General features: G+C 67.6%; 10 protein-coding genes. 1 reads left to right on the top strand and 9 read right to left on the bottom strand.

Going from position 1 to position 12,596, the window contains the following annotated elements; genetic code table 11:
* The first annotated feature begins 2 nt into the window (after window positions 1-2).
* Window positions 3-1,274, top strand: a complete 1,272-nt coding sequence (locus tag ENE75_RS10060; protein WP_128198118.1) for an IS256 family transposase — start codon at window positions 3-5, stop codon at window positions 1,272-1,274.
* 76 nt (window positions 1,275-1,350) lie between these two features.
* Here ENE75_RS10060 and ENE75_RS10055 read toward each other — a convergent pair whose 3' ends face one another.
* The 9 genes from ENE75_RS10055 to yidD all read right to left on the bottom strand — a co-directional run bounded on the left by ENE75_RS10055 (window position 1,351) and on the right by yidD (window position 12,590).
* Window positions 1,351-2,811, bottom strand: a complete 1,461-nt coding sequence (locus ENE75_RS10055; RefSeq protein ID WP_128198117.1) for a DUF1156 domain-containing protein — start codon at window positions 2,809-2,811, stop codon at window positions 1,351-1,353.
* A gap of 22 nt (window positions 2,812-2,833) precedes the next feature.
* Window positions 2,834-3,460 (bottom strand): DUF3780 domain-containing protein, encoded by a 627-nt coding sequence (locus tag ENE75_RS10050; RefSeq protein ID WP_128198116.1) that lies wholly within the window; start codon window positions 3,458-3,460, stop codon window positions 2,834-2,836.
* 3 nt (window positions 3,461-3,463) lie between these two features.
* Window positions 3,464-6,601, bottom strand: coding sequence for a DUF499 family protein (locus ENE75_RS10045; protein WP_128198115.1), 3,138 nt, complete (start codon window positions 6,599-6,601; stop codon window positions 3,464-3,466).
* Window positions 6,602-6,751: 150 nt separating this feature from the next.
* Window positions 6,752-7,228 (bottom strand): hypothetical protein, encoded by a 477-nt coding sequence (locus ENE75_RS10040; RefSeq protein ID WP_128198114.1) that lies wholly within the window; start codon window positions 7,226-7,228, stop codon window positions 6,752-6,754.
* Window positions 7,229-7,230: 2 nt separating this feature from the next.
* Complete coding sequence (locus ENE75_RS10035) at window positions 7,231-7,539, bottom strand: DUF4258 domain-containing protein (protein WP_128198113.1); 309 nt, start codon at window positions 7,537-7,539, stop codon at window positions 7,231-7,233.
* Window positions 7,540-7,578: 39 nt separating this feature from the next.
* Complete coding sequence (locus tag ENE75_RS10030) at window positions 7,579-8,790, bottom strand: tyrosine-type recombinase/integrase (RefSeq protein ID WP_128198112.1); 1,212 nt, start codon at window positions 8,788-8,790, stop codon at window positions 7,579-7,581.
* A 186-nt stretch (window positions 8,791-8,976) separates the two neighbouring features.
* The gene (gene mnmE, locus ENE75_RS10025) at window positions 8,977-10,380 is read right to left on the bottom strand and encodes a tRNA uridine-5-carboxymethylaminomethyl(34) synthesis GTPase MnmE (RefSeq protein WP_128198111.1); all 1,404 of its coding nucleotides are present in this window, start codon (window positions 10,378-10,380) and stop codon (window positions 8,977-8,979) included.
* A 231-nt stretch (window positions 10,381-10,611) separates the two neighbouring features.
* Window positions 10,612-12,291, bottom strand: coding sequence for a membrane protein insertase YidC (gene yidC / locus ENE75_RS10020; protein WP_128198110.1), 1,680 nt, complete (start codon window positions 12,289-12,291; stop codon window positions 10,612-10,614).
* On the bottom strand, window positions 12,288-12,590 hold the full coding sequence (yidD, locus tag ENE75_RS10015; protein ID WP_128198271.1) for a membrane protein insertion efficiency factor YidD: 303 nt from the start codon (window positions 12,588-12,590) through the stop codon (window positions 12,288-12,290). The genes yidC and yidD overlap by 4 nt, the downstream gene beginning before the upstream one ends.
* Between the last annotated feature and the right edge of the window lie 6 nt (window positions 12,591-12,596).

The following is a 12,596-nucleotide window of genomic DNA, read 5'->3' as shown; positions in this document are numbered from 1 at the left end:
GTATGCCAAGCAGGAAGACGACGAAGGCGGCCGAGGCCGCGGCGGCGAAGTTGCCGACCATCCCCAAGGAACTTATTGACCAGTTCGTGACCGGGCCGATGAGCCCCGAGGCGGTCCAAGCCGCGTCGATGGCCTTCAAGAAGGCGTTGATCGAGCGCGCGCTTGGCGCCGAGCTCTCGCACCACCTGGGCTACCCGCCCGGCGCGGCCAAGCCCGAGGACGTTGCCAATCACCGCAATGGCAGCACCGGCAAGACGGTGCTGACCGAGGACGGCCCGGTGCGCATCGAGGTGCCGCGCGACCGCGAGGGCTCCTTCGAGCCGCTGCTCATCCCCAAGCACGAGCGGCGCTTCACCGGGTTCGACGACAAGATCGTGGCCATGTACGCGCGTGGCATGACCGTGCGCGAGATCCAGGCCTTCCTGGCCGAGCAGTACGGCACCGAGGTCAGCCCCGAGTTCATCAGCTCGGTCACCGACGCCGTCATGGCCGAGGTTGGTGCCTGGCAGGCACGGCCACTGGAGCCGATGTACCCGGTGGTCTTCTTCGACGCGCTGCGCGTGAAAATCCGCGAGGACGCCGTTGTGCGCAACAAGGCGATCTACCTGGCGCTGGGCGTGCTGCCTGACGGCACGCGCGACATCCTGGGGCTGTGGATCGAGAACACGGAAGGGGCCAAGTTCTGGATGAAGGTCTTCAACGACCTGAAGACCCGCGGCGTGGCCGACATCCTGATTGCCGTCACCGACGGGCTGAAGGGCATCGGCGAGGCGCTGGGCGCGGTGTTCCCGGCCACGACGCTGCAGACCTGCATCGTGCACCTGATCCGCAACAGCCTGGACTATGCGAGCTGGAAGGACCGCAAGCTGCTGGCCGCGGCACTCCGGCCGGTCTACACGGCTGTCAACGCCGAGGCTGCGGCCCAGGCCCTGGATGAGTTCGAGCGCGGCGTCTGGGGCCAGAAATACCCCACGGTGACAGCCTCCTGGCGACGGGCCTGGGACCGCGTGATCCCGTTCTTCGCCTTCCCGCCGGCAGTGCGGCGCGTGGTCTACACCACCAACGCCATCGAGAGCATCCACAGCCAGCTGCGCAAGATCATCAAGACGCGCGGGCACTTCCCCAGCGACGACGCGGCCACCAAGCTGATCTGGCTGGCCCTGCGCAACATCACGGCCGACTGGGGCCGCGCGGCCAAGGAATGGCGCGAGGCGATGAACCAGTTCGCGATACTGTATGAAGAGCGGTTCACGGCGGCCCACGCCGGCCGCTGAGGGGTTGAACCATGAGTACATGGCTCAACCGGGGCGCCTCCGGCGGCCTGGCAGGGGCCTGAAGACAGAAGAAAAATCAGCCAACAGCCAATTTACCCAACCGCCTCACACACAGAAATCCTGACGGCCCCATCGACGCATCTGAAACCCAGCGCGTAAGACGCGAATCCCAGTCCGCCATTCGTCCGATGCAGAGCATGCTGGCACACCGGCTAGTAGTGTTGCTCGCCATTTCACTGCAAAACTTCGCAAGCAACCCGTGCACCAAGAGCTGCCGCGGCGTGAATAGGTGGTGCCAATGAGTCCACCCGCGCTCGCGAATAGGCTGCTCAGTGTTGTAGCCGGACACGATGGCGCGCGATGGAATGAACCCCTGCCGCTGCCAGTGATCGAAGCGCTCGCGCAACAGCTCAAGCACCTGTGACTCACGCCGCAAGTCGTCGTCATCGGGCACTGCGTAGCGGCGGTTACCAGCGGCATCGATCCAACGGATGCAGTACAAGCGCTCCTGGAACACATCGCCCGGCCGAGGCACCACGTCGTCTCTGGTCCAGCGCCGCAGACCGTCCGGCCCGCGAAGCGCTGCCACGCTCCAGGTCCGGTCCGGATCGAAGGGGTCGACGACTCGGCTTTCGGCCACCGTGGCGCCTTCTTTCGCCTTGTACCGCCGTACCTCCGCTGCATCGACCCGCACGATCTCCGGCCGCAGCCGGTCAGAGCCAGGCACTCGGTGCCACCGGCAAATCACCTGACTCTTCTCACCGACCAGCCAGCTTGGTGCCAGCGGGATGTAGTAGTCGCAGCCCTCGGGTTTGACCTCGACGCAATAGAGGAATGCGTCGGCGCGCTCGCCTCGATCGTTGTGCTCAATACCCCAGGTGGTGACCTGCTCGTCAGCAGCCTTCATCGCCGCGGCCTGTAGGCTCATCACTTCCCTCTGCACCTCGGGTCCGCCCCCTAGCAGGTTCAGGCTCGCCCATGTCAGAAGCCCGGCCACCGGGTTCAGGTCGGAACCGAAGGAGTCGCAGCCGATGCGTGCCGCCTCAAACGGGATCGATCCGCCGCCGCAGAAGGCGTCGCCCACACGCGGCCGGTGGCCGAGCTCACGTTGACCAAGCTGCTCCACCAGCTCCGGCAAGCTGCCCGCGTTCGTGCCGAGGTGGGCGTTGATTGCGGCCCAGGCCTGGGGAGAGGGGCCAGCGATACTTTCCGGTCGGTCGCAGTTTGCGATGCGCTCGGCGTAGGACAGAGCGTCGAACGCGGCGCGGCCGAGCTTGCGTTGCGCAGCCGGCTTACATCGCGCCCAGGCACCTTCGTCGTCCATCGTGAGGATCTGCAAGAAGACCTCTCGGTCCTTCTTCGCATCGTTACTAGACGGCATCAGCAGACCGAGGATGGCCGCTCGAACCAGGATCAGCGGCTTGCGGCCCCACCATTTGCCTAGGCGGGTCAGTGTCTGGTTGCCACCCTTCCGCTCCTTGTAGGACTCAACCGACAGACGCGCGATGGGGAACTGTGTCTCAATGAAGGCGGGCATTGGCAAGCGGCGAATCAGATTTCTACAGGCTGAGCGAGAGCTGTGAGTGCCCGAGCAGTTCGCGCCGGGCACGCGGCGACAGGCCCTCGCCCTTGACGAAAGGGTTGTCGGCGATCGCGGCGCGCAGCGCCTTGCGCCAGCCAATGCCCTTCTGCAGCGCCTGGCCCGTGGTGGCAACCGTCATCGTGTAGAGCCACCAGCGCTCCTCAGGGGCCAGCGCCTCCCAGTTGCGCACCGCGTTAGGAATATCGTCTGGCGGCGCGTCCTCCACCGCCCAGCACAGCACGCACAACTCCTTGCCGAGCGAGGCGTGCAGCGGCACCGGGTTGCCCGGGTTCTTGACGAAGCGGGCCACCGGCAGGCCGTTGGCGCGCAGGCGGCGGTTGGCCTCTTCCCAGAACGCGGGCGCGAGCGCGAGCCAGCGCGTGCGATCGATCAGCACACGCAGGCCGGTGTCGGCCGGATTCGGCGCCGCGCTGTGGCGGTGGCCGAGCTGGTCGAGGTCGGCGCCGCGGTGCTCGGAGATGCAGACAAGCTCACCCGGGCCACTGCCCTTGGGCACGTCGACCAGGAAGCCGTGGCGCGCCTCATCAGGCAAGAAGCCCAGGCCGATGGCCTTGCGGCCCGTGGAGCGGGATGCGGATGCCATCGCTCAAACCTGCTGCTGCACTTTGGCCGCGTCGAAGGGCTGATTGGTCGCCCGCAGCCAGTCCAGGAGGGCTTGACCCGTCGCGAAGCCGAGCGAGCCCACGGTCATGCGCAAGGTGCCGACCCCCACCATCTCCTGAAGCTTGTCGGCGGACGCCCTCAACGTCGCCGCCGTGTAGCCGACCTCCAACGCACCGGAGTACTCGACGTGCTGCAGACCGTCGGCGCTCTCCGCGGTGAGCTGCAGGTCGTAGGCGATCACCGTTGCGGCTTCGTCCAGGCGCTGGATGAAGTCCCACACCGCGCCACTGTCGTCGAGCTTGGTCCGCTGAATCCAGCGCGCCGGACTGGCGGGATCGAGCTTCGGACCCGTGCCGCCGGGCTGCGGGATGGCGATGCGCAGCACCTCCGAGGCAATGCCGAAGGCCGAGGCCACCGCCACAGCGCACACGAGCCGGCTTCCCGCCTGGACGCGGAACGCGCCAGAGTAGGCGGCTGCGCCAACATGGGTCGGCGCCGACCCGTCCGTGGTGTAGCGGATGTCGACGCCTCCAGCGAGCGGCAGCGCGCGCAACTCGACCTCGAAATGATCGCCACGGTTGTGGAGTTGGTACTTCAGCCGCAGGCGCGCCGTCCACTCCTTGACCGGGCTGATACGCGTGAAGTCGGCCGGGTCATGCGCCAGGAAGCGGTAACGCAGGGCCGTGGCCTCGAAGCGAGCGGGGGTGGGCACCGGGCTCGATGCTGGCGTGGGCTCGGCGTCGCCGGTCTCGAAGACGACGGCCGGCGCGTGCAGCGGCTCGACCTTCAGGTAGGTGCGGCCGTCGCCGTCGTCGTCGACCGACAGCTCGCGGATCTCCACCGACGGCGTGGGCGGCGGGAAGGGGCCGCGCCGAACGTGGTTGCCTTCCTCGCGCCACAGGCCACGGCGCAGGCAGTCGGTCTTCAGGTCATCGAGCGCCGAGGTCTTGTGCAGCGGCCAGTTGGTGTTGACTGCGGCGTTGCGTTTGAAGTCGGCCCACAGCACGACCTTGCTGTCTGCGCCCCCGAAGAGCCGCGCCTCGGCCCGCGAGCGGAAGGCGTCGTCGTCGATCTTCGTGGTGAACTTCTGCGCACCTTCCAAGGTCTGGCGGATCGTCGCCTCGCCGCTGCGGTTGCCGGCAAAAGCCAGGTCGACCCCGGTGGCGCGCATCGCGGTGTTGATCGACGGGTAGACGATCTGGTCGAAGGCTTCCTTCAGTGCGGCGCTGAACTGGAGCGCGATGCGGTCGCGCAGGCCGTCGAGCGCGCGCCACTGCGGATCGTCCGCGGGGGTCTGCTCCTGACGCAGCTCGTCCTCGATGCTCTGCAGCGCGCGGGTCTGGCGCGCGGCGTCGATCACCTTCTGGAAGGTGTCGCGCGAGCCGGTGAGGAAGAGCACGCGGTTCTTGTAGGGCTGTTGCTGCCACCACGCCTGCCAGTCCCCCGAGATCGGCAACTGGTTCGCCTGGCCGCCGGGCCGCACGACCACGAGCGTGGTGCGCTCCTGTTCGAGCTGCACTTCGTCCAGCGGGGGCAGCACCTTCACGAGCTGGTAGCAGTCGCGGAGGCTGGCGGTGAACTGCTCTTCCAGGTGCTCGCGCAGCATGCGGTCCACCGTCTCGGCGTGCAGCGACAGCGCCGTGGCGCGCAGCTTGGCCGCGAGGTTCTGCTGGTTCTTGAAGAACAGCCGCCCGTCGGCCGAGTTGTGCAGATACCAGGCCCGCGTGGCGAGCTTGTCTAGCACGTTGGCCTTGAAGGTGGACAGGTCGCGGCCAGGGCGCTGCAGCGCATCGACGAGCTGGTACTCGCGAAGACCGTGGATGGCGCCCGGCGTCGTCGACAGCGACGCGATCAGGATCAGGCGCGCCGCCTCGGAGGCGTCGGGGTTGCCGTTGGCGAGGTCGATCTGCTCGACCTCGGCATCACCGCCGTGCGCGATGTCATGGGCGATGGCCTCACTGAGCGAGGGATTGATCGTGCGGATCTCGGACGCGATCTCGTCGACGTTGAGGTCGATGTCGTACGGGTGGATCAGGTCCTTGGCCTCGGCCTTGCGCGAGTTCCACAGGTCGGCCACTACCATCTGCATCAGGCGGATGACGCCGCGCGTCTGCTGGAAGCCGTCGTTCTCCTTGAACTTGCCGACCAGCTCACGCAGGTCGGGGTGGAATGGGTAGGCGTCGACGACCCGGGTGTAGTGCGACTCCGGCGACGTGGTCGTGAGGTTCATGCGTGCGGCTTCGCGCAGCGCTTCGCGGTACGCGCCGGCCACCCGTTCAATCTCCGGCTTCGGTGCCACCGATTCAAACAGGCGCTTGCGCAGGATGTGGTACAGCTCGTCGCCGTTCGGATTGACGGGCGTGATGGGCACGGCAATGCGCTTGGATTCGGCGCTGATGCCCTGTACGGCACGGTCAAAGGCGGCCTGGAGGTTGGACTGTCCGATCGCAAAGTTCGTCCCCGCCAGGTCAGACAGAACCAGACAGACGTTGTCCATCTCGGCCACCGCGACGAAGAGATTGGCCAGCGCCGTGGTCGTGACGACGCCGAGGTCCGCATGGCCCACCGGCACGGCGACGGCGTACTCCAGATATGGCGGCAACTCGTCGAGGAACAGCACCAGGGGGTCGCCGCCGAGGAGCTGCTTCCACGCCTCAGGACCGGGTGCGCTGAGCAGGGGCGACACATAGCGGGCGAATTGCTCGGCCTTGCCGAGCTGCTCCGCGATCGAGCCCCAGATGCCGCCTGGGGCGTCGGTGCTGCGGCCGTTGAAGCCGACGACGCGGCAGCGGCCAAGTTTGGGAGCCGGGTCGCGCTCAGCCAGCACTCGGCGGCGCAACTCTGGGTCTTTGGCCAGCAGGCCCAGCGCGATCATGCTGTGCGTCTTGCCGCCGCCCATCGCCTGGGACAGCAGGAACACCGACGAACCGGCGGTGCTGCCGGCGAGGTGCCGGAACGCGCGGTCGACCAGCGTCAGCATGCCGGTGGTGAAGTAGTTCTCGTCGAAGAACTCGCCGCCGTGGACTTTGCCCCCAAGGAAAGCGTCGAGGCTCAGAACGGTGGCCCGGCGATCGGAAGCGAAGACGGAACGCCGCGGTACGCAAGTCTGCTTGAGAGTCATGGGGCCTTCATCAGGGTTGCCGGTCTGCCGCTGGGCTGCCGCGGATCGTTGGGGATGCTACGGGAAACATCCCTGGGCAACGCTAACCCCGCTCACTGTCGCACTGGGCGACACCCTCTCTTCAAGCCAAATGCCTGCCGCGACCCAGGATCACACGGCGAGCTCGTCAGTGGCATCCGCCGCGGCGGCGTCATACTTCGACGACCAACGCCCGCGCGATTCCTTGACGACGATGCGCTGCCCGGTCAGCCGCTCCACGGTGCGGATGCGATCCATCGCGCGGCGGATCGACACGTTGCCATCGGCATGCGCCAGGTACAGAAGCCGCACCAGCTTGTCGGCCCACTTGGGGACGCGGCCAGTCTTCTCCCAGCGTGCGACCGATTGCCCGTCGGCACCCATCATCTTGCCCAGGGCAGGCTGGGACAGAAGCATCCCGCTGCTGCGGAGATAGCGGAGTTCTGCACCGGTCAGTGCCCCGGGCTTCTTGGTCAGCGCCGTGCAGATCGCCATCGTCAGCCCGTCCAGGTCGTGAATCGACACGCCTTCGCCGAACGGCGTGCGGTGCCGGGTGTAGCCGTTAACCAGCCACACGTTGCGCAGTCCGCCGTCGGTGTAGTGGTACATGCTCATCCTTCGCTCACGTCGATCACCGTCACCACGATCAGCGCCGGCTGTGGGTACTCCACGTACACCACGGCCGCCACGTTCACGCCGGCCACAAGGCGGCGCATCTCGCACTTCAGTCCCGGATGCCGCATGTCGGGTTCCGGGCGTCGTGCCAACAGCCCCATCTTCAACGTTTCCGCCAACATCGCCCGCGTGATGCGCCGTTGCTTCATCCGTCGCTCGGCATGTAACGTCAGCACGACGTTCGCCGAGTCGGCTGCACTGGCCCGGATGTGTCTTTCGAGTTGGCGGTCAGTGGGGCCGGACACGGGGCAACGATACTATCAAAATGATAGGGTGCGCGCAGTTCAAGCGGCAGGCTTGAAGCGGCCCAAGATCACGCGGCCTGAGCCCATCAAGGCTTCGATGGTGTCGGCCCATTGCTGCAGCATTTCGCGACGCTGCGTGGCGTACTCAGCGCGGTTATAGACCCCGCGAACGCCGCCGATGGTGTGGTTCAGCGCCTTTTCCACCACGTCTGACGGCCAGCCGTTCTCATGCAACAGCGTGGATGCAGTGCGGCGCAGGTCGTGGACCGTGAAGGCTGGAATGTCCTGCCCGGCCAGTGCCACCTTCAGCGCGTTGTTGATCGCGTTGTGCGCAAAGGGCTTGGTGAGGCTGCCGCGGCCGGGCATCACCAGCGAGCTTCCGCCGGCCAGCGCCTGCAGTTCCCTGAACAGCGCCACGGCCTGCGTGGACAAGAACACGATGTGTGGCTTGCCGGTCTTTGAGTGCTCGACCGGGATGTGCCACTCGGCTGCGTCGAAGTCCACATGCTCCCAGCGCGCCAAGAGTAGTTCGGACTTGCGCACCATTGTCAGCAGGATCAAGTGCAACCCGATCTTGAACTGGCGCCGAATGTTGGACTCGAAGGCAGCGCGCAGGAAGGTCTTGATTTCCTCTGGCGACAGTGCGCGCTCGCGGGCCTTGGCCTTGTGAACGTGACGCATGGGCAGCGCCAGGACCGGATTCGTCGTCACAAGCCCCGCCGTCATGGCGAAGTCGAACAGCCGCTTCAATACACCGCGAATCTGTCCGGCGGCAGCGTCGAAGCCCTCGTCCTTCTTGCGCCAGATGATGGCCCTCACGTCCTCGGTGGTCACGTCACGCACCGGCTTGGCGCCAATGGCAGGCACGATGGCCTTGTCGAAGTACCGGCGGGGGATGGTCAGGTCGGCGCGGTCCTTCGCCACGATCTCGGCGAAGAAGCGTTCGCCAAACTCGGCCACGGTCGTTGCATCGGCTGCCGCCACCTTGGCGAGTTGCTTCTGCTGGGCTGGTGACGTCCCCATCGCCACCGCCTCGGCGGCCTCGTCCCGCTTCTTGCGGGCGTTCTTCAGCGTCAGCGCCGGGTACTTGCCCAGGGTCAGCTTCTCCAGCTTGCCATTCAGCCGGTAGCGGTAGCGCCAGACCACGCCGCCCGTGGGGAACACCTCCACATACAACCCCCGGTCGTCTGCCACCGTGAACACCTTATCCATGGGCTTCAGCGCCTTCAACGCCGTGTCGGTGAGTGCCACTTCCCGTACTCCTATGTCCAAGTTGTCGGCGTCTTCGTGTCCAAGCGTCAGTATGGACACGTTCTTGGACACCAAAAGCCTAGGCTTGTGTTGGGTCAGCTAGGACATTGTAGGAACAAAAAAGCCGCGTCTGACAGCGGCTTGTGTGCGTTGACTAGATTCCGTTGGACGACCTAGGAACTCATGTTATTTCCCGATGCAGAAGTTCGAGAAGATCTCGCCCAGCAGGTCCTCGACACCGAACTGACCGGTGATCTCGCCCAGCGCCCGGTGCGCCAGGCGCAGTTCCTCGGCCAGCAGGTCCAGCGGCGCGTCGTGGTGCGCCGCCAACGGTGACGCCAGCGTCACCGCCACCTCCAGATGCCCGCGGGCGCGTGACAGCGCCTGCAGGTGGCGCGTGCGCGCGATCGCCACGCCCTCGGCGGCCGCCTGCCAGCCGGCCCGCCGCAGCAGGTCGGCACGCAGCGCGTCCAGCCCGGCACCGGTGCGGGCCGACAGCACGATGGCGCCGTCGGGCAGGCCGTTGGCGGTGACCGGTGCCGCATCGGCCTTGTTGAACACGTGCAGCACGGCCGCGGCCGGCAGCTCGGCGGCGATGGCCGCGTCGGCCGCCTCGTAGGCCAGCTCGCCACGCCGCGTCAGGTCGTGCAGGAAGAGCACGGCATCGGCGTCGCGGATGGCGTCCCAGCTGCGGCCGATGCCCAGGCGCTCGACCTCGTCGGCCGCCTCGTCGTGCGCGCGCAGGCCGGCGGTGTCGACCACGTGGACCGGCACGCCTTCGATCTGGATCGTCTCGGCCACACGGTCGCGCGTAGTGCCAGGGATCGGCGTGACGATGGCCAGCTCCGCGCCAGCCAGTGCGTTGAGCAGGCTGCTCTTGCCCACGTTGGGCTGGCCGGCCAGCACCACGCGCATGCCCTCGCGCAGCAGCGCGCCCTGGCGCGCGCCGGCGGTGGCGGCATCCAGCGCGGCCAGGATCTCGTCGAGCTGGCGCCGTGCCTGGGCCTGTTCCAGGAAGTCGATCTCCTCCTCCGGGAAGTCCAGCGTGGCCTCGACCAGGGTGCGCAGGTGCACGATGCGCCCCGCCAGCGCGTCGATGCGCTGCGAGAAGTCGCCGGCCAGCGCCCGCGCCGCACTGCGGGCCGCGGCCTCGGTGCCGGCCTCGATGAGGTCGGCCACCGCCTCGGCCTGGGCGAGGTCGAGCTTGTCGTTGAGGAAGGCGCGCTCGGTGAACTCGCCCGGCCGCGCGAGCCGCAGCCCCGGCAGCACCGCCAGGCAGCGCGCCAGCAGCAGTTGCAGCACCACCGGGCCGCCGTGGGCCTGGAGTTCCAGCACGTCCTCGCCGGTGTAGCTGTGCGGTGCCGGGAAGTACAGCGCCAGGCCCTGGTCGATCGCCGAGCCGTCTTCGGCCTGGAACGGCCCGTAATGCGCCACCCGCGGTGTGAGCGAGCGCCCACACATCGCGTCGATCAGCGGCTGCAGGCCCCAACCGGAAACGCGCACGATGCCCACCGCACCGCGCCCGGGGGCGGTGGCGATGGCGGCGATGGGTTCGGTGGGCGCCGGTGGCGCGGCGGGGCCGGAGCGCATGGTGGCCTGATTCTGGCGCGCCCCGGCGGAAGATGGCGCGGGTGGAGAGGCCCGGCTGGCCGCGTGGCCGACGGGCCGGGCTCCTGAGCCGGCATGTGCCGGGTCGACCCGCATGACTGCATCGTCGGCCCTGGGCCGGGCCGGATCAACCCCCGTGGCAGCGGACAGACGGCGGTGGCCGTGAACTAAGCCTGCATTCGGCCATCGGCCCCGGCAGCCACCGCCCGACCATCACTTGCCCAGCACGCCCAGCCGCTTGTTGATGTACCACTGCTGGGCAATGGACAAAATGTTGTTCGTCAGCCAGTACAGCACCAGACCGGCCGGGAAGAAGAAGAACATCACGCCGAAGGCCAGCGGCATGATCCACATCAGCCGGGCCTGCACCGGGTCCGGCGGCGTCGGGTTCAGCCACACCTGGAACAGCGACGACGCGGTCATCAACACCGGCAGGATGTAGTAGGGGTCGATGGCCGCCAGGTCGGTGATCCAGCCGATCCACGGCGCATTGCGCATCTCCACGCTGGACAGCAGCACCCAGTACAGCGCGATGAAGAACGGCATCTGCACCACGATGGGCAGGCAGCCGCCCAGCGGGTTGACCTTTTCCTCGCGGTAGATGCGCATCATCTCCTGCTGCATCTGCTGCGGCTTGTCCTTCAGCCGCTCGCGCATCTCCATCACCTTGGGGTTGATGGCCTTCATCTTGGCCATCGACGCGTAGGCCTTGGCGTTGAGCCAGTAGAAGGCGATCTTCAGCACCACCACCAGGGCCACGATGGCCCAGCCCCAGTTGCCGATGAGGTTGTGCAGCTGGGTCAGCAGCCAGAACAGCGGCTTGGACAGCACGGTCAGCCAGCCGTAGTCCTTGACCAGGTCCAGGCCTGGCGCCAGCGCGGCGAGCTTGTACTCCTCCTGCGGGCCGACGTAGAGCGTGGACGACTGCGTGGTGCTGGCACCCGGCGCCACCTCGCCCATCGGCGTCACCAGCGCCACCGAGTACAGGTTGTCGGCCACCTTGGCGGTGCGGAACTCGCGCTGCGCACCCTCGGGCAGCAGCCAGGCGCTGGTGAAGTAGTGCTGCACCATGGCGGCCCAACCTTCGGTGGCCGGCGACGGCAGGTCCACCTTGCCCTTGGCGATGTCGTCGAAGTCGATCTTCCTGAACTTCGTGGCGTCGGTGTAGACCGCCGGGCCGGTGAAGGTGAAGTAGAAGCTCGACTCGCCCTCGGGCTTGTTGCCGTCACGCGTGAGCTGCAGGTAGAGCTGCGGGTTGACGGCCGCCGCACCGGCGTTGACCACCTCGTGCGTGACGCCGATGGTGTAGGCACCGCGCGGGAAGCGCAGCGTCTTGCGCAGCGTCAGACCCTCGGGCGTCGTGCTCTCGAAGCTGACGCTCACTTCCGTGGCCTTGTCGCCCAGCCGGCGCTCGCCCGGCAGCACGCGCATCGGCGTCAGGTGGTTGGGCAGGCTGACGCCGTTGGTCTGCGCGATCAGGCCGGTCTGCGCCAGGTACACGCGGGTGGCGCTCTGGTCGAGCAGCTTGACCTGACGGGTGGCGTCGTTCTGGTCGGCGTACTTCAGCAGTTCCAGCCCCACCAGCGTGCCGCCGCGGCTGTCCAGCGTGGCGCGCACCACGTCCGTCTCCACCGTCACCGTCTCGGCTGCTGGTGCAGCGGGAGCAGCCGGCACACCCGCGGCTGCGGCGGTGCCCGCGGTGGTGGCAATGGCCGCCGGCACGCCGCTGGCCGCCGTGGCGCCCGGGGCGGTGCCCGGCGCCGACGCTGCGGGCCGGGCCTTGGGCATGCCGAAGATCGTCGGCTGGCCGGTGTGCTTGTTCCACGCGTCCCAGAGCAGGACGAGCGACATCGTGAAGACCACCCACAGCAGGGTGCGGCGAATGTCGGTCATGAAGGAGTCCGATGCGAGAAGTCGGGAGAGTCGGGGTCGGCGCCCAGGCCCAGGCGCGTGAAGAGGCCGGGCGCGCGCGCGGGCACATGGTCCAGACCGCCGTCACACCAGGGGTGGCAGCGCAGCAGGCGGCCCGCGGCCAGGCTGCCACCAGCCACGGCACCGTGGCGGCGCAGCGCGTCCAGCGCGTACTGTGAGCAACTGGGTTCGAAGCGGCAAGCGTTGCCCAGCCAGGGCTTGAGCAGGTAGCGGTAGGCCAGCACGATGCCGATCATCAGCTGGCGGGGCCATTGGCCCATGCGGCG

The organism is Rubrivivax albus (genome assembly GCF_004016515.1).
Taxonomy (GTDB): domain Bacteria; phylum Pseudomonadota; class Gammaproteobacteria; order Burkholderiales; family Burkholderiaceae_C; genus Rubrivivax; species Rubrivivax albus.
This window is presented reverse-complemented; position numbering and strand designations above follow the sequence as displayed.

Bases quoted from the DNA above. Each gene is read 5' to 3' on its own strand.
- ENE75_RS10045 (WP_128198115.1), bottom strand. From the start codon at position 6,601: ATGACTCTCAAGCAGACTTGCGTACCGCGGCGTTCCGTCTTCGCTTCC.
- ENE75_RS10050 (WP_128198116.1), bottom strand. From the start codon at position 3,460: ATGGCATCCGCATCCCGCTCCACGGGCCGCAAGGCCATCGGCCTGGGC.
- yidD (WP_128198271.1), bottom strand. From the start codon at position 12,590: ATGGGCCAATGGCCCCGCCAGCTGATGATCGGCATCGTGCTGGCCTAC.
- ENE75_RS10060 (WP_128198118.1), top strand. From the start codon at position 3: ATGCCAAGCAGGAAGACGACGAAGGCGGCCGAGGCCGCGGCGGCGAAG.
- mnmE (WP_128198111.1), bottom strand. From the start codon at position 10,380: ATGCGCTCCGGCCCCGCCGCGCCACCGGCGCCCACCGAACCCATCGCC.
- ENE75_RS10040 (WP_128198114.1), bottom strand. From the start codon at position 7,228: ATGTACCACTACACCGACGGCGGACTGCGCAACGTGTGGCTGGTTAAC.
- ENE75_RS10055 (WP_128198117.1), bottom strand. From the start codon at position 2,811: ATGCCCGCCTTCATTGAGACACAGTTCCCCATCGCGCGTCTGTCGGTT.
- yidC (WP_128198110.1), bottom strand. From the start codon at position 12,291: ATGACCGACATTCGCCGCACCCTGCTGTGGGTGGTCTTCACGATGTCG.